This window comes from Niallia sp. Kr1, from assembly GCF_050389805.1.
GTDB lineage: Bacteria > Bacillota > Bacilli > Bacillales > Cytobacillaceae > Bacillus_BD.
This window is the reverse complement of record NZ_CP130945.1, coordinates 1,534,760-1,558,677: the sequence shown is the minus strand read 5'-3', so window position 1 is coordinate 1,558,677 and position 23,918 is coordinate 1,534,760. Positions and strand designations below refer to the sequence as shown.

Here is a 23,918-nt window from a genome sequence, read left to right as displayed (position 1 = left end):
ATCAATTTAGGCACAAAAAAACAGACCCTCTATTAGGGTCTGCCTCTAGCCATTATTAAGCTTTTTGAACGTTTGCAGCTTGTGGTCCACGTTGACCTTGTTCAACTTCAAAAGTTACACTTTGACCTTCGTCTAAAGATTTGAAGCCTTCGCCTTGGATAGCTGAGAAATGTACGAATACGTCTTCTCCTGCTTCACGCTCGATGAATCCAAAACCTTTTTCTGCATTAAACCACTTAACTTTACCTTGTTCCATAATTGTTGCCTCCTCGTGTGGGTTTTCCACACATTATGTTACTATCCTTGCTCAAATACCTTAGACGAAAACCAAAATCTATTCTCAATCTGAAAAAAGAACAAAAATAATTCTTCCTAAGAATAACAGATCTATCATAAAAAAGCAAATGGTATAAATTTTATTGTTCTTGAAGACGTTTTTATCTCATATTATTGTGCACAATATGACCTGATTGTTTAATAAGGTAAACAGATCAAACCTCAACAGAACTGCTTTTTCGTTGAATCTTTAAAAGAAACAAGAACAATTACCATGACGGTTCCTGTTGTTGTGTAACTAATGCAGTTAGCTCAATAAGGATTTTTTGAATATAGATATAAATAAACGAAAGATATCATTGCAATTAATATAAGAACAGTTGCAGATGATACTATCCATGTTTTAATTTTCTTTGCTATTCCGTTTCTTATTCCCATTAATGCAGCTATCGAAAGAATAATAAACAGAACCATACCACTTCACTCCATTATTTAAAAAGTAATGTTAAAGGAATGTCTTTTTCTACAAAGTCATTGGAGAACTTTTGAAGTGACTCCTTCTTCCGTTTTTTCAAGTAGTACAAAATTACTTAATAACAACATTCCCTACATATTGAGCACTGCCGGCTGAATTAATAAATTCAACTTCTAAAAAATAATTCCCTTTGTCTGTTGGAAAATGAAATCCTCTAGTTTCATCCAATACAAGCTCGGTTCTTTCTCCATTCTTTAGTAAGGCAACGGTGATCTTTGGATTAGTCCAAATATCCCCACCATTATCTTCGTTCTCTTTAAATTCCAAGAACACTTTTTGACCTGAAAAAACCTGTATTTCATCAAGTGATGATGCGTATTTTTCAATATCTTTTATTGAATTCTGCACATCTTCACTTTCGGTATTCCAACGAATATTCGCTTCAGTTAATTGCACCGATGAAGTATCGAGAGATATGTGAGCTGTTGGAACTCCTACATCGTAATCTTCGCCAATACAACCAGTTAGTGCAAAAGCAAAGATCAAGACTATAAATATTTTAAAAAATATTTTCATATCACACCTCATTTATTTTATCTTTCACTTTACTATCATTAATTGATCAAGAATTATTCGTTTTGATAACAAGTTTCAAACTCGTTCTTCATGATCCAACTATCACAAACCCGTCCACTCTCATCATAAACTTCCTTCCCAATTTCTAACTCTATACTTCTATCAGAATCTGGATATTCCGGACCCTCGTCATTTCTAATATAGATGACGTTATCATCCTTCCATTCCATAGAAAAGTTGCTTTTCCCGTTGCTATAATAGATATTTCGAGCTTCGCTGTTCTCGTTATTCGTTATTTCTACCCAGATATGAGCACCTCCAGTTGCACCGCCCCACGTTTTATAATAAGAATCTGCCGTATATTTTCCATTTGGAGAATATACAGGTCCTTTGTAATAGATTCCTTGACCGAGATGTTCAAGCGTAAAGAAATATTTTTTATATCCCATTACCAATAGAACTGTAATGAAAATTAGTATGAGTAATTGATATCTCTTCTTCAAATCATCATCCTCACTTGATTAGTTATAACAACTATTTATATGTATATCGTCCATATTATAAAAACCTTTTTCTTTCCTCTGGAGAAAGCAACTTACAACTTTCTTTTTTTCCAAACCATTTATATCTATTTTTGGCGATAAACTCATAAAATAGGTCTCTGAAAGATTTTGGAATAACAAATAGGATATACAGCAACTTCCACGCTCCGGTTAAGTTTCTACAAACTCGAAGGGCTGCTGAAGACTTAACATAACAATGATTACCTTCTATAAGTACGAAACTATCGAGGTCCTCTGCAACATGATGCTTATTCAATAATTCTTTACCCATATCACTTTGCAGGGAAGCGAATTTAAAATGTCCAATCGGGTCTCTTTTAATGATGAATTGCACGCTTCGGTCGCAAAAATTACAATCTCCATCAAATAGAACAATTCTTTCTATTCCAATCGCACCTTTCTTTTTATTATCGTAAAACTCCTAATCTGCTTAAGTAGAATAAAGACCGCCATTTTGAATCTTTTAGCATCCTAAATTGAATTTCCATGAAATACTTTAATTGACTTCTCCATTATTTTGGGAGATCCTTTTTTAAAATAAAGGGATAGTTTAAAATAAGGATAGATAGACCAAAGACCAATAAAAACAGATTAAATGACACTGGGTCCCCCACCATATTATTTTCATCCGCTGTAATCCCTATATCCCACATGGTTTTTGCAGAAGTGATGGTGCAAATTAAAGACATCATACTCATCGCTACCCCAATAATGAATTTGTGTTTCCCTTTATAAAAAATAGAAACGAACAAACAAACAAATAAAAAGACAATAAACGTAAATAAAATAGGTCTAAAATCATCAACGATCATCAAGTTCCCCTCCCTTAAAATTTAATTCCTAAAAAAAGTGGTTATTCATGCTCCCTCTTTCTTACATGTCACCATCAAAAATTTTATGGATGGTTTGTTCTTCTTGTCCTTACTTGGCTCGTCTATTTCTGAAACGTCTACAAGTCCATATTTTCCAAAGTCTTGTTTGATTGTGTCTTCATCATAAAAAAACATTTTGACGCCTTCCAAGGTCTCATAATAATCCGTATCCAATTGCTTTCCCTTCCCATACATGGGAGCTTCTTTTGACACGGTTGTCAAAATCATATATCCATTTGGTTTTAACTGATTATAGCAATCATGAATAAACTTCTCTCTCTCATGATGATCTAACAAGTGAAGAAGGGCATGTGAAAAGACTCCGTCATAAAGCTTTTGTTCAAAAGGCATGTCAGCTACGGAACCATGAAAAATATCTATATCCAGTCCATTCTTCCTCGCCAACTCAATTGCTGTTTTTGAAATCTCAATACCTGTCACATCTATACCATTGTCAAGAAATACCTTTGCATTTCTACCATATCCAATGCCTGGTATGAGGATATCATTTATATTCTTTTCGAGAAAAAAATCCTTTGTTAAGATGGCGGAGTCTGTAGGTTCGAATCCCCACATCGTTTGTTTTTCACTAAAACTTGATTCCCAAAATTCCATAGTATTTCTTCTCCCTTTTGCTTAATTCCTTATGATGCTACGATTTATGAAAATAAATGATTACTTTTTATTTTTTTCTTCTGCTTTCCTTTTATTTTCTTCAACCCTAAACTTGACAATTTGACTGATTAAATCATAGGGAAGTGGTTTGTCTATAGGAAATTGAACAGCTCCTTTTGACGTTTTGTATCCCGCTAATTCTTGTTTAAACATGTCGATTCCACTTGGAGTCGGATAAAATCCGATATGTTTTTTATATGCCGCAAAATGGACCAAATTTCTATGGTAAACAAAAGTAGGCATTCCATAACTGATTTTTTCCTCAGCCTCAGGTGCAGCCTCTTTAATCACATGTCTTAAGTTCGTCAGGACTTGTTGCACATCAAGTGGAAATTGTTGAATATATTCATCTATTAATGGTTCAGAACCCATTCGGTTTCTCCTTTCACAACTATAATCTACTTTTGAATTTTGCTTCTAAACAAGGATTCCCATTCATGAAAAATCGTATGTATTGGATCTGTTTCCTTTCATTTGGTTGCTAACTTTCCTTTTTTAAATAAAGAAATACTAAGATGGCAGCACCGATGATTACATAAAAGACTACAAGAGCATTATCAATTACGAAAGCTGAATGGATGAGTACATGATCATCGGCTTCCATATACTCAATCACCTTGAACACTGGCGGGAAGATCCATAAGATCCATTTAAACCACATAGAAATTTCGATTATGGATTTTGAGGCAAGCGAAACAACGATGACAAATACCGCCGATAACCAGGCATACTTTTTTGTTGCCAGTTTAGTAGCCGAAAACAAGTTCCCTACTAATATCCCAAAAACCGAAAAAATCACATGACTGTAAAACGCAAAAGCATATAGCGTAATTGACACTCCCTCTTTGAAGCTATCTGTGATAATGGGGAAAAAGATCGCAAACAAAAGCAATGGAATCATCACGACTAAAATTGTTAGCCATTTGCCAAATAAGTACTTCACTTTTTTTCCAAGATGGGCCATTAATATATGCTTTTCGCTTTCTTCATCTTGAGTAAAAATTGACATGGTGATCCAAGTCATGGTTAAGTACAAGGCAATTGAAGATACGGCATAACTACTAAGAATTGGCACATTTTTGTAAGCGTATAAAATAAACACCCATGCCAAAAATAGAAATACGGGTGGAATAAATTTTAATGATCGAATATGGCTAATGCATTGATAACGGACAAAAGCTGTCACCTTCCTACCTCTTCTCTATTAATTCTAATACGGAACATTTTCTTTCAAGCAACATGATCAAAACCCGATCAGACTCTCTAGCGGAAACGGTTATTTCCACAATATCCTCCTCTACCCATTTATGTCTAACGGATGGAATCTCACCCATCATCTCTTTTCTTGGGATTTTAGCTTTTATCGTTCTCTCTTTCTCTTTTTTGGTTGTTGCAACATCAGAAACAATTCTCCCACTCTCGATTGTTAATACTCTATTAGCCAAGCCTTCAATAAGCAGCGGATCATGCGCAGTAAAAATTATCGTCTGATCCCGGTCGAGTGAATGTAGCGTATTTAAAAGTTCCTTTTTCGACTTGTCATCTAACCCAGTAAGCGGCTCGTCTAATAGAAATAAATCGGGATTCTGTAGCAAGACCTGAATAATTCCAACTTTCTGCTTTGTCCCTTTTGAACATTTTTTTAAAGGAGTATGTAGAAATTCTGAAATCGCAAACCCTTCTGTGTAATCCTCCATTCTTTTTAACCATTTTGGATCCGTATGGGAAGACATGTTTCCCAATAACCTTAAATATTCAGAGACAGTAAATCGAATATTTTCCGGAAAGAGTTCTGGGACATAGCCTATTTTTACTTGAGCTCGTTTTACCTGCCCTTCCGTTTCTCTATAAATACCCCCAATCAGTTTCAACAGGCTACTTTTCCCTGAACCATTTTTTCCAGTGATCGCCATTTTTTCTCCCTTGGCAATATGGATCGAAACGTCTTTAATAAGCATTTTACCATTCATTTTCTTACAAGCATGATTTGCCTCAAATATGTTCATGAAAACCTCTTCCATTGTTTTAAAATAAATTCTAGTGAATAAGCAACTTCGTATTTTATCTATTATACAATAATTCCAATTTTTTCTTTTGTCTTTACGATGAGATTATTTAATGATAGTAGAAAATTAGGGAATCTTAATTTTTAAATATTAAACCATTTATAGAGGTCCATCATGATTCGAAAACATAAGAAAATCAGAATGTGGCACATCATCATATTTCTGATCACGATTTTAATGAGCCTTAACTCGTGGCGTGGGATCCCCCAATTTTATAAAAATATGATTATTCAACTTCCTTTAATACTCTTTATTATGTACTGTGTAGAAGACATTTGGTTTGGGAATTTGTCCCTGCTGGCATTCATTGGAAGTTCATCCGGTTCCTGTATGTGGTCGTTGTAACGCCATTATTAACTCTTACCTTTTTATCCAAATACCCTAAGCACCTTTTGAATCAGATTGTATATATGATTCAATGGGTCGCCACCGCTTCTTCCTTTGAATATGTCGCACATAAGAAGAAGTTAATTCGCTATGCCCATGGTTGGAATGGGTATTGGTCAAGTGTCATCTATACATTGATGTTTACCTTTAGTATCCTCATTACGAAAAAAACGATTATTACGCTGTTTTTATCTCTGTGTTCAACTGTCTTTTTTATCGTTATATTTAAAGTTCCCATGAAGCGAAAACATCTTTCCAGCAAAGTAGAACCGCTTGTGGACCTTTACTACCATACCTTTTTGAAAAATCTATATATCCGTTAAAAAAGTCAGTACATAGATTGTATTGCCCAAGCGAATACTCCTGTTGTAGAACATGTAGAAAGAAGGTTAAAAATGGACATTGCGATTATGGGGGCGGGATTATCTGGTTTAGCCTGTGCGATTACGCTGGAGAAAAATGGAATTACCCCGAAAATATTCGAAAAACGAGGAAGAGTTGGAGATCGGTTTGTAAATGGTGAGGTTCTGTTATCAATCTTTTCAAGACCCGTTCATGACTGTATTGCCTCCCTGTCAGAAGACTTTGGCATTTACCTCAAACCCGCTTCCAACATCCAAAAAATGGAACTTTTTTCAAAAAACGAAAAAGCGATTCTCGAGGGTCAACTTGGTTTTACCAATATTCGCGGCAGGGAACAGGATTCATTTGAGTCCCAATTACATCGACAGGTTCAGTCACCGATCCATTTTCATTCCGAACATACATATGAACAGCTGCTGAGTCAATTTTCGCATGTTGTTATGGCCACTGGGGACGGAGCCTACGCTAAAGAGACGAGGAACTTCAGAGAAGATTTAACCGTTTCAATTAAAGGAACCACAGTGGAAGGTCAGTTTGATCGATATACGATCATGGCTTGGGTTGATTATACAATTGCACCCTATGGGTATGGTTTTCTCATTCCTTATTCAGAAAAAGAAGCCGTGATCTCCATAGCGATACCAGACTATCCGAATATAGGGCATTCAATGGACCAACTATGGGATCTTTTTTATCAAAAAGTTCGTCATCAGTTAAATCAAGATTTACCGGTAACGGATCAGTTTCAAATAACGGAGTATCCCATTGGCATCTGTCGGTCGGCACGAATAGGTAATACATTTTATGTAGGAAATTGTTTTGGAAGCATGATGCCGTTCATGGGCTTTGGACAGTATGCCGCTCTTTTAAGCGGCGTGTATGCGGCGTACGATCTATGCGGTTTGGGAAAATATGAGGAGTTAATGGAACCCTTGCGTCAAAGCTATGACCATTCACTTGTTTTACGAAGGGCAATCGAGCAACTATCCGATGAAGGAATTGATCGAATTGTACGAGCCATGCAAGGTTATTGGGGTGAAAAATTATTCCAAACGAAAACCGTTAATCCATTAAAAGTGGCAAGCTATTTACTTCGACCTTATGTAAAAATAAAAAAAGGAGTTACGTCATAATGAGAAATCAAAAGTCCATTGCCGTTACAGCATCCGAACTTGGTTATCTTTGGACTGGCTATACCATTAATCAAATGTCCCAATGGTATTAAACCGCTTTTCAGGAACAAACAAGGGACAAAGACATTAAAACTTTATATGGCTACGTCTTGCAACAGAATACGGAAATTATAAATAAACGAAAAAAGATACTAAGTGACGAAGTATATCCGACTCCAGTTGGATTTTCCGAAGAGGATATCCAGACTCCCCCACCTGCTTTGTTTTCTTATCGTTTCTTATTATATTTTCTTCATATTGGAGCTCGAATCGGAATAGAGTTCCACGTCAAATCGTTGGCTTCTGCAATTTAACTTCAAGAAGGTTTCCTGAACTATAAAGTCCCTTTCCAAAACTAACACGGACATTTTTATGGAACGAACGTGAATAAAAATCTACTCCCTTTCATCTGACTTTCGGAAAAACATGTTTCTTTTGAAAAGAAAAATGTTTTCAACTTAAACATTTTTAATGTTACTTGGTTTGAAATTTATCATATTTTGCCATAATGGACAATGTTAGTATCAACCTTTTAAAAAGAGTTCATCAAATCCTGGTATTGGTGACCTTATTGAAACAAATTATTTTAGCTAGAGGTGATTGTATGACTTTACAACGAACGTTTATCATGGTCAAACCTGATGGTGTAAGACGAGGGTTAATCGGAGAAATTATCAAACGCTTTGAGCAAAAGGGTTTTACTTTATTAAATGCAGAGCTTATGATCATTGACCGTTCTAAAGCTGAGTATCATTATATAGAGCATCAGAACAAGCCGTTTTTCGGTGAATTAGTGGATTTTATTACATCAGGTCCTGTGTTTGCCATGGTTTGGGAAGGGGAAAATATCATTGAGATTTCTAGACTTATGATTGGAAAGACAAGTCCATCGGAAGCCATGCCAGGTACAATTCGTGGTGACTTTGCATTTACAAAGGAAGAGAATGTCATCCATGGTTCAGATTCTCTCTTAAGTGCAGAACGAGAAATTGAGAATTTCTTTGGTCTTATGAAAAAGCATATCTCAGAAGACGATTTTCCATTCGAAGATCGACAATCTAGTTAGACTGTTTTAGTCAATCCCCTTGACATATTCGTGCTAAGGGGATTGACTTTTAACGGATCTTAGTACTTTGTATATAGTTCGTGATTACTTCTTAGTCCATGTATCACAAATCATATCCTTTAATGACACCTACTTAGTCAAATTGAAACACTTAGCAAGTATGTATACATCCGGCTTCGATCGATTTCATAGTAATTATACTACTTAATACCAGTGGAACCGAATCCGCCTTCATCACCCTCTTACCGTTGGGCTACGCACTTCTCACGCTTGAAGAGAGAGACTTCTTTCGGAGATCCGTCTCTATGAAAATTTAACGATAAACAAACAGAACACCGTTCACAAGTGGAGCGGTGTTCAAGAAATAATTGTTTAATTTTTTATTAATACTCATTTTCCTCAAAAAACCATCATAGAATCATTTAAAAACTTATTTTGAGACCCATACCTAACTTGAATATATTTGCATTTTAGCGATAACTTCTACAAACTCATTCCGATGTCGTCATGGACGCCTGGACTTCCGGACTAATTTCTTCCACAGGATAGTTAATTTGTTCATCAAATTCTACCCAGTCAAGATTTGACATCAGTAGCAGGTAGCGTTTGCCGCTAGACGGGTCACTGATAATGATGTGGTCACGACCAGCCGTTTCTACGCGCCCGCGGTAAACCATCGCATTCCATTTGTTGTTACCTTGGTAAGTAAAGTAGAATGTACCAATCTTACCTTTGTTGAAACGTATGATATTTTCGATAAATGATTCTTGCCTCACACCTCCCAACGGGACCGTCGGGACGGCATACGAGGGTCCGGAATGCATAGCCATCGGGAAGCCGGCAGGTTGTACTCCAGCGGGTATCGTCGACGGGAAGCCGCCGACAGGTTGTTGTGCGCTCCGCATCATGGAATCTGGATAATAACCAGGAAAATAATTCGTTGAATAATAATTCATTGGATGATAATAATTAGAGTCTTCGCAAATCATGTGTAGATCCACTCCTTTTTCATTTATCTATAAAACTCTGGGCAGTAGCCCGGTACAGCGACATAAAAGCAATGATTCCTGTGTGCAAAATCGAACTGTGTCATGGGTGATCTTGGCATCGTGGGGCTACAAGGAGCTCGGTACCTTTTCCCCGGACTAGGGTTAAAAAACCACAAATTCATTCTGGACCGAGGTTCTCTATCGCCATGCAACAAATTCCTAGCCCTCTGGAGGTCAGCTTCTTTGGGACGTTGTGTATATAATGATCCATTTAAGACGGGCTCAAAGTGGGGAATGTCAGTTCCAGGTATGGTTTGATAAATCGCATGTCTGATATTGCGCAACCCTTTGAAGTCAGGAGCACAGTCAGCCTCGACCCGATTGGCCACAACTGTTCCTACCATGTTCATCCCTTCGACTCCTTCACCGATCGCTTCCGCCAGCATGAGCCTCGCTAACTCCTCAACGTCACGTGAAGTATGTTTTATTCGTCTCCCCATGTTCTCACTCCCTTCGGCTTATACAAGTAACTTATTACTTATAGCTGGTTTTGGTAACTTGCCTATCAGCCCAATTACTGCACTTCCATCCGCTGATCATATTACATATGCATCCGCCCAAAATATATAAATGTTTATCAATCCATAGACTATGAATTCTATTTACTAGAGTTTTCTTTCTGATTTTGATATCACATCAAGATTTACAAATACATCAATGATCGAAGTAGCTTATTGGCACTAAAAAAATTACATTAGGTTTTTACTTACTTCTATTTCAACGACATCTCCGTCTTTCATAAGGTCTTGCGGGCAACAGACGGCTTAGGTGTCTTTAATTTAGCCAGGCTTATTGAAATGGTGAAAGAAAATGCCAACCGCATAACTGATTTAATATCAGAACCAATATAGGAATGAGCGCCAGCATCCTTCTAGAAACCGCAAGTCTCCTGGCGCTCTTTACAATGAGTTAACATCTAACTAACATTTCATTACAAAACGGTTAAAACCCTTTCCTTAATACTTGGGACCAGTTATAAATGAAGATGACATTCATTATGTTACAGAGTCCATATGGAAAGGGTGAAAATCTTGAAAACAAGAGATGCCTATTATGATAACGCCAAGTTTTTACTAATTTTTCTAGTCGTATTGGGTCATTTCATTCAATCCTATATTCACGACAGTAAATTTATTTTTACCCTATATACTACGATTTATCTCTTTCACATGCCGGCCTTTATTCTGATTTCTGGATATTTTGCTAAAGGTTTTCGCCGGAAAGGGTATTTAACGAATATTACCAAAAAATTGATTGGTCCCTATCTCATTTTTCAAGGGATCTACTCGTTTTATTATTATTTTATACAAGGTAAAGACGTTGCGAGTTTAGATCCATTAAATCCCCAATGGTCCCTTTGGTTTTTATTAAGTTTATTTTCATGGAACTTATTACTATTCCTCTTTACAAAATGGAACGTGAAAACGAGTATGCTCTTAGCATTTGCTCTCGGTATTTTAGTCGGGTATATAAACTTCATTGATTCTTATTTAAGCTTATCAAGAACCATTGTCTTTTTCCCTTTGTTTCTTTTGGGCTTTTATTTTAAGAAAGAACATTTCGTGAAGCTTCGAACTCATAAGGTCCAATTTCTGTCACTTTTATTTTTCATTAGTTTCTTCATCATTATCTACTTGTTACCAGAAATTGAATATAAATGGCTCTTTGGTTCAAAGCCATATGAAGTGCTAGATCAAGAAGGTTTGAAGGCTGGAATGATTCGTTTGGCGGTTTATAGTTTGACTTTAGTAGCAACGGTCGGATTCCTAGCGCTTGTACCTAAAAAGAATGTATTTTTCACAAAGTGGGGTACAAGATCAATATACATCTATCTCCTACATGGATTTTTCATTCAATATTTTAGAAATAGCGAATGGGTCAATGCGTTAAATGAACCATGGCAATTCTCTTTACTCATCCTTGCCTCCTTCTTATTAACAGCCTTCTTAGCGAGTAATCTCATTAAAACTCTCACACAACCGTTGATTGAATTTAAAAAGGGGTGACAGACTTCTTCCAGAAACTGGAAGGTGCCTGTCACCCTCTTTTCATTTATACATGATCTCGATCAATATCAGCTTTCCATGTTTTGTGAAAGACTTTCTTCTCACCCTCATAGGCGGTTAGTGTGTTGACTAAGTAGAACTTGGTTTCATCACTCCACATTTCGCTATCGGTTTCAAGTCGTACTGACCAATCCTCTCGAGCTAAAGTTAATTCCCATTCGGATTTGGTCCGTGCAGATAATGGATCATTTTCTTTAATGGTCCATGTATTTTTATTTTTACTTCCGTATTGAATCCCATTTGAAGGCAAGCGACGTTCCCCTTCATCTGAGAAATCCGCGAGCGTCCAAACGCCAGTAATGGGATTATGAATGACTTCACGCGTTCTTTCTTCTTTACGAATGATTTCTCGCTCCATAACTTGTGCAGTTTCTGGAATTTCAAACTTCCCACACTTTTCATCTTCAGCTTGCGGAGTCCGCACAGGCAGCTCCATAAATGTATGTTCTCCCATACTAATGGTCAAATCAACCGATTTTGGTGAAGGCCATGCCGCAGGCCAATAGGTTGGTGAAAGCGCCACTTCCAAACGATGTCCTTCTGGAATTTCCTGCCCAAGCGAATCTAATTTCACTTGGATTTGATATTTCTTCCCTGGCACTAATTTTTCAGGATGCTCATGGGAATTTCGATGAGTTAAATTGAGCATTCCCCAGCTAATTAACGTAGACTCCCCTGTTGGCGCTTTATCCATTAATCGTACGGCAATAAGCGCATCTTCTTGATTGGCTGAAAGTTCAGCATGAAATACAGGGTGACCCAGTAGTTCAATCTTTTCTTTTAATGGCTTTGATGTAAAGACGACAGCTTTCCCATTTTCCAATCGTTGATCTGCAGGCAAGTCCCCTGGCTGTCCGAATGGACAGAATACACCAGAATAAAAGCCATGTTCTTGTACGCTAGGAATAAGGACCTCTTCCCCTGTCTCTGGAGGATCAGTTTGTAATTGCCCGTCTTGTAACCACCAGTTCTGTGACTTTACATATGGGGATGGCCATGAAGGATCGCCTACCCATTTTCCTGGTCGTTCATCATAACTGACAGCAGGCTTTTCACTATTTTGAATATAGGAAATCAACTTAGGCTCGTCCATGATTCCTGTATCAATTCCTTTTAACCATTGATCATACCAACGCAACGCTTCTTGTAAAAATCCGATGGCTGGTTCAGGAGTAGCTACTTCTGGATATTCATGTGCCCATGGACCAATCAAACCTTTACTTTCTTTTGGTAAATGTTCTAACAGACGAAAAACAGAATCCGTATAACCATCTTGCCAACCACTTACCGCAAAAACAGGGATTTGGATATCATCATAATTTTCACAAATGGAACCATGTTTCCAATAATCATCACGACGCTGATGACGAACCCATTCTTCTACAAATGGTGGTGTGTTTTCTAAACGGTCCAGCCAATTCTCCTTCCAACGCTCCCCTACAACTGCCGGATCCTGCGGTCTTGCATTGTAAGCGAACATTGTTGATGCCCACCACACCATATCGGAAGCGAGGATGTTTCCACCACGGTAATGCACATCATCGGCATAACGATCATCTGTGGAACAAAGCGTGATAATGGTCTTGAGTGCTGGATGGTTTCTGGCTGCAACTTGTAATCCGTTAAAGCCACCCCATGATTTTCCGATCATGCCAATAGCACCTGTACACCAAGGTTGCTCCGCTAGCCAACTTAATACATCTAGTGCATCATCCTGCTCTTGTTTTAAATACTCATCTAACAAAATTCCATCTGAATCCCCAGCCCCGCGAATATCCACACGAATCCCCGCATATCCGTGACCGGCAAAATAAGGATGACGCACAGAATCACGAATCGCAGTAAAATCATTTTTTCGATAAGGCAAATACTCTAAAATTGCGGGTACAGGATTTTCCTCTGCATCGACCGGAAGCCAAATACAAGCAGATAGTTTTGCACCATCTGACATTGGAATCCATACATGTTCAATCTTTTTCACTTCACGCGGAAAATCGGTTTTGATTCTCCGTCTTCCTGAATCTTTTATATTAAAAACCAAACCTTACCATCCTTTCCTAAAAACGATCAAAGTTAATTTCATTCCGTCTTTCCGGCTCTACGACATTCATGACACAATTGGTGACTAACTCTAGTGTTCGTTTGATCGCCTCTTCTTTCGAATACCCTCGACGTTTGTTCATATACGTATTCATCATGCCTTTCCAAATCATCAAGGTGGTGTCGGCAATCATTTGTACATCTTCTTCTTTCAAAAATCCTTCTTCAACAGCAGCTTGAATGTAAATCGCACTACGTTTAGAAAAATCATATTCCATTAAGATGGATTGAAGGTCCTCTGGTAGACCGGTCAAATCATGTTGATGGATCGCGTAATAATTATCAAATAACGCTTGTGGAGAAGATCCCAGATTGTCCATGAAAATAACCGAATACATCTCAGGTCTTTCAAAGGAATGCTTACAAAAGCATTCCCATGAATACAACCATCTTTCAACCGTATTATTGCCTAACTTTAAATAGTCCGGAAGTTCTTTAACATAATCTGACGTAAACCGCATAGCTGTGAAAAACTTCAAGTGAGAAAGATCCTTAAAATAATTGTACACAGTCGATGCAGTAAACCCTGCTCGATCAGCAATCTTCCGAATCGTCATATGTTCAATTCCTTCTTCTTCAATAATTTCCGTTGCTGCATCAAGAAAGTATTTCCACATACGTGCACGTTGAAGCCCTTTTCTCTCTTTAGCCAATTTTTTACGTCCTCCATTTACTCACTTTTTTTATTAACATAAATATGAATTTTTTCATTTTTCTTCAACCATTTGATTAAAGACATAGCCATTAAAATGTACATCAGTAATACTGGAACACTTACCAACACAGATGAAGTTTGAACAACATCCAGTCCACCTGTCATCGTAAGACTAATCGCAAGGGCAGATAAAACGATCCCCCATAGCAAGCGATGCCAGCGTGCGGGTTGTGCTTCCCCATCAAGTTCTTTTGTTGCTACACTTGCAATCACTAAACTTGCCGAGTCAAGGGATGTGGACAAGAAGATAAACCCGAGAATGACGAAGAAGATCGAAACAAGTGTTGACAGTGGAAGTGAATTAAGAACAGCAACGATTACTGAAGGATCTCCCATTGTCGCTTGAATTTCCGTTAACATGACTTTTCCTGTTAGTTCAAGATCCATGGCATATCCACCAAAAACGGCAAAATAGAGCCAACTACCTACAGATCCCCAAAGAAGGACATGGAAAACAAGTTCGCGAATCGTACGTCCTTTTGAAATTCGAGCAATAAAAATCCCTGCAAACGGAGCCGTAGCAGCAAACCAAGCCCAATAAAAAACGGTCCAAGCTTGCGGAAATCCGCCTTGATTAATAGGATCTGTGTAAAGACTCATTTTAAAGAATTGATCAAGCATTAACCCAAAGCTATTGGTAAAATAAGATAAGATAAATAAGGTAGGTCCAACAATAATCACAAATAGAGCCAGACCAAAAGCTAAATAGACATTAATATCACTTAATCTACGAATTCCTTTATATAAACCTAGGTATGAACTCGAAGTAAAGATAATCGTCCATAATATAATGATTGCAATATTTAATCCTAAAGAGGATTCGATGCCAAAAAGATCTCCGATAATAGCAGAAATCATCGGTACACCCAGACCAAGAGAAGTTCCTAGTCCTCCAATCATACTCCAAATGACTAAAATATCGATGACTTTTCCTACAAAGCCATCTGCATGTTTTCCAAGCACACCTCGACAGGCAGAACTGATTTTCAATGAAGGGTTTTTTAGCACATAAAAGCTATAGGCCATGACAACAGATGGCAAAGCATAAAGTGCCCATGCAGAAAGCCCCCAATGGAATAATCCGTAAGTTACCGCATATTCTGCAGCCTCTGCCGTTTTACCTTCGATTCCAAACGGCGGTCCCACATAGTAATATAGCGGTTCAACAATGGACCAGAACATAATACTGGTACCCATACTTGTTGTAAATAACATGCCTCCCCAACTGAGCTTGGAAAATTCAGGTCGATCATTTAATCCACCTAGCTTGACTTGACCAAATCGGCCAAACATTAACCATATTAATAGTATAAACAAACCAATGGTTAGAAACTCAAATGCCCAGTCTAGTTTAAACGTGATCGACGTCAACATCCCCGAAAGAACGGGACCTGCAGAGTCCTTAAAAATAACGAGTAAACCTGTAACCAAAATAATAAATAAGATTGACGGCCAAAATATTGACTTTTCTAGTTTTGAATCATTCATCGAACTTTACATTCCTCCCCAAATCATAGATTTATAACATGAACATGTTCATTTTAAGAACACATTCATTTTATGAACATGTTCATACTAACATACATATTCATAATAGGACAAGGTAAAATTCAGAAAAAAAGAAAAAAAGTAGTTACCATTTTCTGGAGGGTTCCTGTCACCCTCAATGAAACTCTTAAAATATTAAAATGCAAATGACTCCATTTCATGAAACAAAATCATTCGTCAATCCTATCACGCGTAAATGATTTTAAAGCGATCATTTTGCTAAGTTTAAGAGAGAATAAAATTTAAAAACAGGTGTAATAACCCAGTCATGATAAAGACTAGCCAGGAATCCCTAACATTACCATCAGTTTAAAACGTCAAAAGAAAGCTGAAGTTTAAAAAGGTTTATGTTGTTTTTTTAGATTTTTTCAAAAATAGACGGCATCTACAACACGCCATGATTTATGTAAAATATGAACAAAGTAGCGAATAAAATGAGTATGTGGAGTTTTAAGAAATAGTTAGGTTTTCAAAGCTAGGAATAAACTATATAAAACACATTTTAATTAGGGGATTGTCAAAATGGAATCTAATAGAATGAATACCAATATCCGTATTTAAAATTTGCTTATTATGCACAGCTATTGTTCGGAATCCTGATTATTGCATTCTTTATTCAAGGATTGGTACAAGGTGGTGTTTACAACCTATATGGGGAAAGTCTAACCTTCGGCCTCTTTATTTATCCGGCTATTGTTTTAGGAGTGTCCATTTACGGCACAAAAAAAACCGAAAAATGGTTTGTCATGCCCATCATTACGCTCATTATCTTACCTCCTTTTTTTGAAATCGTCACATATGATGATAGTATTCTCTTTCTAATTTATTTAATACTCTCCATTATAGGAAGTATAGGTACTCGATTAAGTGACAAAAGAATACAATGAAATAAAACAAGACATGAACCTACCAGATTCTTGAAGATGCAATGTCACTCTTCTTATCGAAGGAAAAATACCGTTATTGTCATATAAGCTATAGACATTAAACTAAGTAGGAAAATAAAAGAAGCAATAAATAAAATTTTAATCTTTTTATCCATGTCTCTACCATTCTCAAATATTGATGATGCGCCTAGTAACATCCCGCCTAAAATGGTGATTAATCCAAATAACGGATCCACCATGCTTCCCATCCATATTCCAGTTACAAAAAGCAGTAAAGCAAATACCGGATGAAAAAGAAAATTTACAATCATACGGACCTTCCCCTTTTTTATATAAATCTAAAATCCGATTATTTATTTTTATAATAATACGAATGAACAATTAGAGGAACAAGACATTCTGGACGGTTCTCTACCACATCCAATACTTGTACATTGCTCAACATATGGTTGCGTTTTAACGTACCCACTTCATCATCATCTTGAGATAAGGATATGATAGATGAAATTGACGTAGCAGAAGAGAGATAGGTTTGATCATCTATAACATATGTTATGGCTTCTTTAAATTTAGCTGTGTTTTTTAAATTTATCATCGTTTGTGCGAAGCCAATGGGGGTTCCATTTTTATAAATCCACCAATGATCCTGCTGATCAAACCATTTTTCCCGGTACCAGCGAACATCATATAGATCTTGGTCTATTTGGATTCTTAGGGACAAGTACCAGTTATAGCCCAAAATATCTCCTAAGGCATACTGCCATTTCTGTGGAAAATACCGTTTCACATAGCCTCTTCTCTCGTTCCCTTTAAAAAGCGGTTTTCGAATCATTAGCGATTTTTGAGCATTATAAAATGACCATGCTTCTATATCTTTCGGCTTATAAGCACGCTCTTTATCAGCAAGCTTTTTACTAATGAGGAAAATGACCAAAGCTGCAACCGGAAATAGAAAAATCATTGAGAACATCACTGGCTCAAACGCACCATATACAAGATAACGAGCAAGCGCAGTTAGTAATAACAAAACAAATAGTAAAATTGACTCAATCATTCCATCACCTCTGAATTCTTACGAATGGTTTCACTTGAATTTTCTTCATTCTCTATTATTTAATATTATTATCTAAATGGTAATCTATTAAATCTAATTTTAATAGAGATATTTGTGTCCTTCACCATGAAAGACGACAGACATTTTCTAGTAACAAGAGGTTATCTGTCGCCCTTTTCTTAAACTAGTCTTATAATACTTTGCCCGAGGGTTTCGCTTCCCCAGTGTAGGGTAAGGCTGTCCCCATCTTGAACAGGACCGACTCCTTCAGGGGTTCCGGTAAAAATAATGTCCCCTTCCCCTAACCCAAAATGCTTAGCTGAGAAATCGATGATAGTTTGCAGATCAAACAGTAAATTCGTGATATTGCCATTTTGAACTTGCTCCCCATTTTTGAACAAGGAGAAATTCTTCCTTTTACAAGCGGCTTCTCCTGGGAATTCAATAAATTTCGTAAGGAGTGCTGAATTCGGAAAACCTTTTGCTAGTAACCATGGATAACGTTTTTCTTTTAATTCGCTTTGTACATCTCTTAATGTAAAGTCAATTCCTAACGCCATTTTATCAACAAGTTCATCAACGTTCATTCCTTCTTTATAATCTTTTCCAATATGAAGAACAAGCTCGGTTTCAAAATGCACGGGCCCTTGATCCCCTGGTAAAACGACCTCTTGTCCATTTGCCTCAACTAAGGCATGGGTTGGTTTCGAAAATAAGAATGGAGATGTTGGTACTGCATTATTTAATTCCTTTGCATGTGAAACGTAATTTCTACCGACACAATAGATATTTTTAATTGGTTTCATTTTTTTACCTCATCATCTTTTTATCATTTATAAAAGAAAAGCGACTTTTTTTAGTAAGTATTATGAGGATTCATATCGAAGGTTAATTTATGAGATTAAGACCTACAAAAAATTAATACTTTTCTAAAAAGTTAGCTTTCTATTTTTAGAATAAAGGAATTATTAAATAAGGACAAGGAGAAAGACATGAACACTTTGTAGATAATGAGGAAAAGGTTAGCCAAAATACACTTGTACTTTACCTTCTTTTTTAGATGTTGTTAAACAGTTTTCAATAAACTCCGAGATTTGCCTAAGATCCCATGGCAATTTATCACGGTGATTAGATTTGGAAGAGTAGCCGTTTATTTTTAGCAGATGATTGAATTCTTCCATGGCCTTTTCACAATGTTGCATTGAAAAAGTTGTACTACCACCACTTCCACTAACTCCTGCATAATATTCTTCTGCATGAAGTACCTCGTAAAGGATAATCGAATTATAATTTCCCATACTAAATCGCGCATAAGCAATTTCTTCCCCCGCTCGATTAAAACCAAAAATATCGTGACCCATTATGATGTCCTCCTCTAAATGATAAATATATAAACTGGAATACGTTTATATCGCTTTTAAAAGAAAATAAATGATATCAAGATTAGAAAGATATATGGAATAATGAGAGTTGTAAATAGCAATAACGTGATGATTCAATGAAGATCAAAAACGTGGTAAATATTTGAATTTATTAAGATGATTGAATGGTATTTGAACAGAAATTCTTTATGGAAAAAATGATTGGCTCCTTTTTCGAGGTTTTGTTTGGAGTAAAACGGGATATCAAATCAAGATAGAATGGTATAGTGGAATACTTTCCTAGTAGAGTATAACATAATCAGAGATTGATAAAATCGAATGACTAGAATATTCACAAATCTGTAAAGATACAGATAAAAACAGAGGTCCACTAGTAGTAAATACGATTTATGATCGTTCTTAAATGGCGTTTTTACACTGTTGAATAACTTTATAAGCCTATGTGACAATAGTAACAATGACCTTTGACAGATAAATCATCTAAAGTATAAGGATAACTACATCCTCTTTTATTCTGAATTTACAAAATTTACAATACCTTTATGACTTTTATCCCTACCGATACTCTATAATGGAAATTGCAAAGGATTTAATAGAAACGTATATGAGGGGATGATTATATGTTTGCTGGACACTTCGGGGTTGCTACTGCGGTTAAAAGCAAAGTTCCAGAACTGCCGCTTTGGGCGCTATTGGTCAGTACACAATTAATAGATCTTGCGTTTATTCCATTTAATTTAGCCGGGCTAGAATGGATGGAGCCGATTGGTGAAGGCGGCTATGGAAAGATGATGATTTTTGCATTCTACACTCATTCATTCTTAGGTGCCTTTATTCTTAGCTTATTGGCAGGATTTCTGTCTGGTTGCTTTTGGGGAAGGAGATCAGGGATCATCATCGGTTCTGTGGCCTTTAGCCATTGGATTCTTGATTTACTTGTTCATCGACCTGATTTGCCCATTCTCCCTGGAAATGCAGGGAATCTACCACTCCTTGGTTTTGGCATATGGGAGTTTGTTTATGTAAGCATCCTGATCGAATTTCTTCTCCTTGCGGTTGGTTCCTTTATGTATATAAAGTACTTACTCAATACATCTGAATCGAATCATCGAACAAAATCCATTGTTACTGGTTGTACGGTCACGCTTTTTCTTTTCCTGTCATTAGGATTCGATGCTTTTTTATAAAAAGGGGATATTTGATTTTTCAAAAAAGTAGGGATGAATGTGACTTCTTCAAAATACAATGGTGGATGGAGAGAAAAAACGAATCAAATTTCCCATATCGATGTTGATACATATAGGAGTTAATGTTCACGAGACTACATTAAACCTGTACTCCCTATTTGTCTTTGTTTCTATACCAACATCCATTTCTTCTCATACCTTCTTTTATGAAAGTGAGGAATCCTATGTCTGTTTTAGAGGTTAAACATTTAAAGAAGTCTTTCGGAACTATTCGAGCCGTTCAGGACATTAGCTTTTCGGTCGATGGTGGTGAAGTTTTCACCATCATTGGTCCCAATGGTGCAGGAAAAACGACTACACTCGAAATGATTGAGGGATTGGTAACACCAGACCAAGGGGAGATCCATTTTGGAGATTGGAATTGGAATCGTGATGCAAACACGATCAAAAAAATGATTGGCGTTCAGCCGCAATCCAGTGCCATGTTTGACTTGTTAACCCCTGAGGAAAATTTACATCTTTTTTCTACCTTTTATAGCCATTCACGACCTACTGAAGAGATTTTGGAATTAATCAACCTAACAGATCATCGAAATAATCATGTCAAAAAACTTTCAGGTGGCCAACGCCAACGACTTGCGATTGGCCTTGCGATGATTAGTGATCCCGACATTATTTTTCTTGATGAACCCACAACTGGACTAGACCCTCAAGCACGCAGGAATATCTGGGATATTATTTTGGAACTAAGGAATCTCGGGAAAACCATTATTCTAACCACCCATTACATGGAGGAAGCGGAAAAATTAAGCGATCGCGTTTGTATCATCGACCAAGGGCTGATTGTTGCTGTTGATACGCCATCTGCCCTTATCGAACAGTTATCAAAAGAAAGAGAAGTCCGCTTATCTTTTCTTGACGGTGAAGAAGCTGCGATTGAAGGTGAATTATTTCTAAAAACGCTTGATTCTGTAAAAAAAATAGAACGGGATGATACATCATTAAAATTATGGACCTTACATCCTGAGGACACCCTTTATGATTTGTTTAAATTTACAAAAGAGAATGAATACAAAGTGGAACAGATTTCCATTCGCGAAAAAAGCCTTGAAGATGTCTTTATCTCCTTTACAGGAAAGGAATGGAGGGACTAAGGATGAGACAATTTAAACAAATGTTTCTAGCACAATTAAAATTAACCCTTCGAGAAAAACAAGCTTGGTTTTGGGGGATCTTCTTTCCTGTGATCTTGATGTCTATTTTTATGGTGATTTTCTCAGGAAATTCTGATGAAGAATTCCAAACAAGTATTGCAATTGTCAACGAAAAACCAAATGAAACCTCTGATCGAATGTTAGATCAGCTTAAACAAGTAACTGGTATGGAAATTAAATCAGAAAAACCAGTTAGTTTAGATGATGCAACGCAGTGGGTCGAAGAACAAGAAGTGGATGCTGCTATCATCTTACCAGATTCTGCACAGTCAACGGCTATTGAACTAGTGGTAAATAAAGAAAACGAACAAAATATGACGACTCAAGTCATCTTTGGAATCTTGGATCAATTTGTTCAACAATCGAATTTACAAATGGCTGGAGCCGAACCAATATATCAAGTAGAATACACATCCATTTCAGCCGGAGATCATTCACTAGACTATACAGACTTCCTTTTAACTGGAATGATTGCTTTGTCCATTGCACAGGGTGGATTGTTCGGAATGGTTGATCTCGTGGAGATGCGGAGAAAGGGATTAATTAAAAGACTGCGTATGACACCCGCCAATATGGGTATCTTCGGAATAAGTGATATGATCATGCGACTTCTTTTTAGCATCGTTCAAATCATTCTCTTATCTCTAATCGGAGTCTTTGTTTTTGGAGCAAACCTCTATATTAATTTTCTCAGTTTAATTGTGGTCTTTTTAGTGGGCGCGCTCTCCTTCAATGCTTTAGGTTATCTCATTTCATCGTTTAGCAAAACAACAGAGGCTTATATGGGCGTTGCCAATATTACAAGCTTTATTATGATGTTTTTGAGTGGTATCTTTTTCCCTATTGAATCGATGCCAGAGTGGCTTCACCCTGTATCGAACATTCTCCCCCTCACCTATTTTGCTGAAGGATTAAGGGATAGTATGGTCTATGAAACGAGCATCTTTACTAGTTCCATCTGGTTAGGATTCGGCAATATGGTCATTTGGGGCGTGATTTCCTTTATCTTCGGATCCTTGTTTTACAAAAGAAAATCGCTTGTTGCGACAAGGTAATGAAAAAAGATTGACATCTTCCGGTTTATGGGAGATGTCAATCTTTTATGAATGTGCTAATTCTTCTACCTTTTTCTCGCTTAATCCTGTTATTTCAGCAATCATTGAAAACGTCATACCTTGATTCAACTCATTATTAACAACTTTTTTAAGACTTAGTTCCATTCCTTGCGCTAAACCTTCTTGAATGCCTTCTTGTCTTCCTTCTTCTCTGCCCTCTTGCATTCCTTCTTCCCTTGCCCGTTTCTTTTCAGATAGTATCCATGCAAGCTCACCACGAAGAAACTTTAATCTCGCTTCATACAAAACTTTATTTTCTTTATTTCTGCTTATTGTTTCCCATTCAATTAAGGCTTCACGAATTTCTTGTTCTTTCATCGCAAATTCCTCCAGGTCTTGAATCATTTCTTCGTTTACCGTTTTATTTTGGATATTGGTTGCTGCTAACATCATCAGCCATGGATATTCAGATGACGATTTCTTTTTAACTCACGTCTTTACTTTTTCCATTTTAAAATGAATTGATATAGATTCTTGTGGGTTTTTGAGAAAAACGCAATTCCATTTAAATAAGATGTCTTGTCCTTAAACGAGAATCAGCGAAAGTAAATAAGCGGAAATTTTCCGGTTAGATATCAGAATACAGCTCGCTTCAGGGTATATAAGGGGAGATGTTCCGATTATGCAAAGCAGAATCTCCCCTTTGCGAACTTTTCGGGCCAATAGGCGGACTCTCTCTGTCTATTTAAGCTTTTTTTAATCATATTTTCTATTTAAGGGAAATTTTTCCGTATATTTATTTGGTCTCCCCTCTTGATTTTGATAAGAGAATCAGCAGCTTTTTAACGATCCGCTAAAAAATTAAAAAAATATTGTTCCCCAAGACAGCACTGCCAATAATGGTAGTTTTGACCCTTTTTTAATTGTATACTACCTATTGCGCACCATCAGAATGATGTCATCTATTCCTTTATCTTAACAGGTGTACAAACCGCATATAAGCTTTCTGTAGGGCTTGATACATTGACCTCAATGACCTTGAAATCATGATACCCTTCATATGTCTGGGTGTTTTCACCGTTCGTGGATGTTGTCACTAAATCTTTATTCATCGCCATTCTTCCTTCCTCTATATACTCACAGTAGCCACTATATGTCAGAAGGAAAATT

General features: G+C 36.9%; 27 protein-coding genes and 2 pseudogenes. 9 read left to right on the top strand and 20 right to left on the bottom strand.

The genetic code is table 11. The annotated features are described in order from the left end of the window. Positions 1–55 precede the first annotated feature (55 nt). The 9 genes from Q5760_RS07840 to Q5760_RS07800 form a co-directional block, all read right to left on the bottom strand. Complete coding sequence (locus tag Q5760_RS07840; protein ID WP_338473001.1) at positions 56–256, bottom strand: cold-shock protein; 201 nt, start codon at positions 254–256, stop codon at positions 56–58. A gap of 606 nt (positions 257–862) precedes the next feature. After that, complete coding sequence (locus Q5760_RS07835; protein ID WP_428911641.1) at positions 863–1,327, bottom strand: hypothetical protein; 465 nt, start codon at positions 1,325–1,327, stop codon at positions 863–865. 53 nt (positions 1,328–1,380) lie between these two features. Continuing rightward, the gene (locus Q5760_RS07830) at positions 1,381–1,830 is read right to left on the bottom strand and encodes a DUF5412 family protein (RefSeq protein WP_428911640.1); all 450 of its coding nucleotides are present in this window, start codon (positions 1,828–1,830) and stop codon (positions 1,381–1,383) included. Positions 1,831–1,885: 55 nt separating this feature from the next. Then, entirely contained in the window at positions 1,886–2,275 is a 390-nt protein-coding gene (locus Q5760_RS07825) for a thiol-disulfide oxidoreductase DCC family protein (RefSeq protein ID WP_428912523.1), read from the bottom strand. 127 nt (positions 2,276–2,402) lie between these two features. After that, positions 2,403–2,702: a hypothetical protein gene (locus tag Q5760_RS07820; protein WP_428911639.1), complete on the bottom strand. Its 300-nt coding sequence runs from the start codon at positions 2,700–2,702 to the stop codon at positions 2,403–2,405. 45 nt (positions 2,703–2,747) lie between these two features. Next, positions 2,748–3,377: a class I SAM-dependent methyltransferase gene (locus tag Q5760_RS07815; protein WP_428911638.1), complete on the bottom strand. Its 630-nt coding sequence runs from the start codon at positions 3,375–3,377 to the stop codon at positions 2,748–2,750. A 60-nt stretch (positions 3,378–3,437) separates the two neighbouring features. Then, entirely contained in the window at positions 3,438–3,809 is a 372-nt protein-coding gene (locus tag Q5760_RS07810) for an iron chaperone (RefSeq protein WP_428911637.1), read from the bottom strand. Positions 3,810–3,918: 109 nt separating this feature from the next. Beyond that, positions 3,919–4,623 (bottom strand): hypothetical protein, encoded by a 705-nt coding sequence (locus Q5760_RS07805; RefSeq protein WP_428911636.1) that lies wholly within the window; start codon positions 4,621–4,623, stop codon positions 3,919–3,921. A 4-nt stretch (positions 4,624–4,627) separates the two neighbouring features. After that, positions 4,628–5,443, bottom strand: a complete 816-nt coding sequence (locus tag Q5760_RS07800) for an ATP-binding cassette domain-containing protein (RefSeq protein ID WP_428911635.1) — start codon at positions 5,441–5,443, stop codon at positions 4,628–4,630. 302 nt (positions 5,444–5,745) lie between these two features. Between Q5760_RS07800 and Q5760_RS07795 the strand changes: the two are divergent. The 4 genes and pseudogenes from Q5760_RS07795 to ndk all read left to right on the top strand — a co-directional run. After that, positions 5,746–6,213, top strand: a pseudogene (locus Q5760_RS07795) (CBO0543 family protein); the annotation flags it as partial. Positions 6,214–6,285: 72 nt separating this feature from the next. Next, positions 6,286–7,386: an NAD(P)-binding protein gene (locus tag Q5760_RS07790; RefSeq protein ID WP_428911634.1), complete on the top strand. Its 1,101-nt coding sequence runs from the start codon at positions 6,286–6,288 to the stop codon at positions 7,384–7,386. Positions 7,387–7,490: 104 nt separating this feature from the next. Beyond that, positions 7,491–7,739, top strand: a pseudogene (locus Q5760_RS07785) (DUF3231 family protein); the annotation flags it as partial. Between the two features lie 290 nt (positions 7,740–8,029). Beyond that, positions 8,030–8,491 (top strand): nucleoside-diphosphate kinase, encoded by a 462-nt coding sequence (gene ndk, locus Q5760_RS07780; RefSeq protein ID WP_428911633.1) that lies wholly within the window; start codon positions 8,030–8,032, stop codon positions 8,489–8,491. Between the two features lie 491 nt (positions 8,492–8,982). Here ndk and gerQ read toward each other — a convergent pair whose 3' ends face one another. Together gerQ and Q5760_RS07770 are read right to left on the bottom strand one after the other, a co-directional pair. After that, complete coding sequence (gerQ, locus tag Q5760_RS07775; protein ID WP_428911632.1) at positions 8,983–9,447, bottom strand: spore coat protein GerQ; 465 nt, start codon at positions 9,445–9,447, stop codon at positions 8,983–8,985. Positions 9,448–9,503: 56 nt separating this feature from the next. Then, positions 9,504–9,926 carry a cell wall hydrolase gene (locus tag Q5760_RS07770; protein WP_428912522.1) on the bottom strand — a complete coding sequence of 141 codons (423 nt, stop codon included), beginning with the start codon at positions 9,924–9,926 and terminating at the stop codon, positions 9,504–9,506. A gap of 636 nt (positions 9,927–10,562) precedes the next feature. Between Q5760_RS07770 and Q5760_RS07765 the strand changes: the two genes are divergently transcribed. Beyond that, positions 10,563–11,546, top strand: a complete 984-nt coding sequence (locus Q5760_RS07765) for an acyltransferase family protein (protein ID WP_428912521.1) — start codon at positions 10,563–10,565, stop codon at positions 11,544–11,546. Between the two features lie 46 nt (positions 11,547–11,592). Here the strand turns inward: Q5760_RS07765 and Q5760_RS07760 are convergent, their stop codons facing one another. The 3 genes from Q5760_RS07760 to Q5760_RS07750 are packed head-to-tail and all read right to left on the bottom strand — an operon-like array spanning position 11,593 to position 15,909. After that, entirely contained in the window at positions 11,593–13,647 is a 2,055-nt protein-coding gene (locus Q5760_RS07760; protein WP_428911631.1) for a CocE/NonD family hydrolase, read from the bottom strand. A gap of 16 nt (positions 13,648–13,663) precedes the next feature. Then, positions 13,664–14,359 (bottom strand): TetR/AcrR family transcriptional regulator, encoded by a 696-nt coding sequence (locus Q5760_RS07755; RefSeq protein ID WP_428911630.1) that lies wholly within the window; start codon positions 14,357–14,359, stop codon positions 13,664–13,666. 17 nt (positions 14,360–14,376) lie between these two features. After that, positions 14,377–15,909, bottom strand: a complete 1,533-nt coding sequence (locus Q5760_RS07750) for a BCCT family transporter (RefSeq protein ID WP_428911629.1) — start codon at positions 15,907–15,909, stop codon at positions 14,377–14,379. 644 nt (positions 15,910–16,553) lie between these two features. On the opposite strand from Q5760_RS07750, the gene Q5760_RS07745 reads away from it, so the two are divergent. Further along, positions 16,554–16,856, top strand: a complete 303-nt coding sequence (locus Q5760_RS07745; RefSeq protein ID WP_428911628.1) for a DUF2651 family protein — start codon at positions 16,554–16,556, stop codon at positions 16,854–16,856. Between the two features lie 53 nt (positions 16,857–16,909). On the opposite strand, the gene Q5760_RS07740 is transcribed toward Q5760_RS07745, so the two are convergent. The 4 genes from Q5760_RS07740 to Q5760_RS07725 form a co-directional block, all read right to left on the bottom strand. Then, a complete protein-coding gene (locus Q5760_RS07740) occupies positions 16,910–17,167 on the bottom strand; it encodes a hypothetical protein (protein ID WP_428911627.1) in 258 nt (85 codons plus the stop codon). A gap of 38 nt (positions 17,168–17,205) precedes the next feature. Next, positions 17,206–17,910, bottom strand: coding sequence for a hypothetical protein (locus Q5760_RS07735; protein WP_428911626.1), 705 nt, complete (start codon positions 17,908–17,910; stop codon positions 17,206–17,208). A gap of 179 nt (positions 17,911–18,089) precedes the next feature. Further along, the gene (locus Q5760_RS07730; RefSeq protein ID WP_428911625.1) at positions 18,090–18,716 is read right to left on the bottom strand and encodes a fumarylacetoacetate hydrolase family protein; all 627 of its coding nucleotides are present in this window, start codon (positions 18,714–18,716) and stop codon (positions 18,090–18,092) included. Positions 18,717–18,932: 216 nt separating this feature from the next. Continuing rightward, positions 18,933–19,271 (bottom strand): hypothetical protein, encoded by a 339-nt coding sequence (locus Q5760_RS07725; RefSeq protein WP_428911624.1) that lies wholly within the window; start codon positions 19,269–19,271, stop codon positions 18,933–18,935. A gap of 641 nt (positions 19,272–19,912) precedes the next feature. Between Q5760_RS07725 and Q5760_RS07720 the strand changes: the two genes are divergently transcribed. The 3 genes from Q5760_RS07720 to Q5760_RS07710 all read left to right on the top strand — a co-directional run bounded on the left by Q5760_RS07720 (position 19,913) and on the right by Q5760_RS07710 (position 22,748). Then, the gene (locus Q5760_RS07720; protein ID WP_428911623.1) at positions 19,913–20,479 is read left to right on the top strand and encodes a permease; all 567 of its coding nucleotides are present in this window, start codon (positions 19,913–19,915) and stop codon (positions 20,477–20,479) included. A gap of 224 nt (positions 20,480–20,703) precedes the next feature. Beyond that, positions 20,704–21,633 carry an ABC transporter ATP-binding protein gene (locus Q5760_RS07715; protein WP_428911622.1) on the top strand — a complete coding sequence of 310 codons (930 nt, stop codon included), beginning with the start codon at positions 20,704–20,706 and terminating at the stop codon, positions 21,631–21,633. Positions 21,634–21,635: 2 nt separating this feature from the next. Further along, the gene (locus Q5760_RS07710; RefSeq protein ID WP_428911621.1) at positions 21,636–22,748 is read left to right on the top strand and encodes an ABC transporter permease; all 1,113 of its coding nucleotides are present in this window, start codon (positions 21,636–21,638) and stop codon (positions 22,746–22,748) included. A gap of 45 nt (positions 22,749–22,793) precedes the next feature. Here Q5760_RS07710 and Q5760_RS07705 read toward each other — a convergent pair whose 3' ends face one another. Both Q5760_RS07705 and Q5760_RS07700 read right to left on the bottom strand, forming a co-directional pair. Further along, a complete protein-coding gene (locus Q5760_RS07705; RefSeq protein ID WP_428911620.1) occupies positions 22,794–23,201 on the bottom strand; it encodes a hypothetical protein in 408 nt (135 codons plus the stop codon). Between the two features lie 509 nt (positions 23,202–23,710). Further along, positions 23,711–23,860: a hypothetical protein gene (locus Q5760_RS07700; RefSeq protein ID WP_428911619.1), complete on the bottom strand. Its 150-nt coding sequence runs from the start codon at positions 23,858–23,860 to the stop codon at positions 23,711–23,713. Between the last annotated feature and the right edge of the window lie 58 nt (positions 23,861–23,918).

Excerpts from the sequence above, each read along its gene's own strand:
- Q5760_RS07840 (WP_338473001.1), bottom strand. The coding sequence starts at position 256 with ATGGAACAAGGTAAAGTTAAGTGGTTTAATGCAGAAAAAGGTTTTGGA.
- Q5760_RS07835 (WP_428911641.1), bottom strand. The coding sequence starts at position 1,327 with ATGAAAATATTTTTTAAAATATTTATAGTCTTGATCTTTGCTTTTGCA.
- Q5760_RS07820 (WP_428911639.1), bottom strand. The coding sequence starts at position 2,702 with ATGATCGTTGATGATTTTAGACCTATTTTATTTACGTTTATTGTCTTT.
- Q5760_RS07815 (WP_428911638.1), bottom strand. The coding sequence starts at position 3,377 with ATGGAATTTTGGGAATCAAGTTTTAGTGAAAAACAAACGATGTGGGGA.
- Q5760_RS07810 (WP_428911637.1), bottom strand. The coding sequence starts at position 3,809 with ATGGGTTCTGAACCATTAATAGATGAATATATTCAACAATTTCCACTT.
- Q5760_RS07800 (WP_428911635.1), bottom strand. The coding sequence starts at position 5,443 with ATGAACATATTTGAGGCAAATCATGCTTGTAAGAAAATGAATGGTAAA.
- Q5760_RS07790 (WP_428911634.1), top strand. The coding sequence starts at position 6,286 with ATGGACATTGCGATTATGGGGGCGGGATTATCTGGTTTAGCCTGTGCG.
- ndk (WP_428911633.1), top strand. The coding sequence starts at position 8,030 with ATGACTTTACAACGAACGTTTATCATGGTCAAACCTGATGGTGTAAGA.
- gerQ (WP_428911632.1), bottom strand. The coding sequence starts at position 9,447 with ATGAATTATTATTCAACGAATTATTTTCCTGGTTATTATCCAGATTCC.
- Q5760_RS07770 (WP_428912522.1), bottom strand. The coding sequence starts at position 9,926 with ATGCTGGCGGAAGCGATCGGTGAAGGAGTCGAAGGGATGAACATGGTA.
- Q5760_RS07750 (WP_428911629.1), bottom strand. The coding sequence starts at position 15,909 with ATGAATGATTCAAAACTAGAAAAGTCAATATTTTGGCCGTCAATCTTA.
- Q5760_RS07740 (WP_428911627.1), bottom strand. The coding sequence starts at position 17,167 with ATGATTGTAAATTTTCTTTTTCATCCGGTATTTGCTTTACTGCTTTTT.
- Q5760_RS07735 (WP_428911626.1), bottom strand. The coding sequence starts at position 17,910 with ATGATTGAGTCAATTTTACTATTTGTTTTGTTATTACTAACTGCGCTT.
- Q5760_RS07730 (WP_428911625.1), bottom strand. The coding sequence starts at position 18,716 with ATGAAACCAATTAAAAATATCTATTGTGTCGGTAGAAATTACGTTTCA.
- Q5760_RS07725 (WP_428911624.1), bottom strand. The coding sequence starts at position 19,271 with ATGGGTCACGATATTTTTGGTTTTAATCGAGCGGGGGAAGAAATTGCT.
- Q5760_RS07720 (WP_428911623.1), top strand. The coding sequence starts at position 19,913 with ATGTTTGCTGGACACTTCGGGGTTGCTACTGCGGTTAAAAGCAAAGTT.
- Q5760_RS07715 (WP_428911622.1), top strand. The coding sequence starts at position 20,704 with ATGTCTGTTTTAGAGGTTAAACATTTAAAGAAGTCTTTCGGAACTATT.
- Q5760_RS07710 (WP_428911621.1), top strand. The coding sequence starts at position 21,636 with ATGAGACAATTTAAACAAATGTTTCTAGCACAATTAAAATTAACCCTT.
- Q5760_RS07705 (WP_428911620.1), bottom strand. The coding sequence starts at position 23,201 with ATGATGTTAGCAGCAACCAATATCCAAAATAAAACGGTAAACGAAGAA.
- Q5760_RS07700 (WP_428911619.1), bottom strand. The coding sequence starts at position 23,860 with ATGAATAAAGATTTAGTGACAACATCCACGAACGGTGAAAACACCCAG.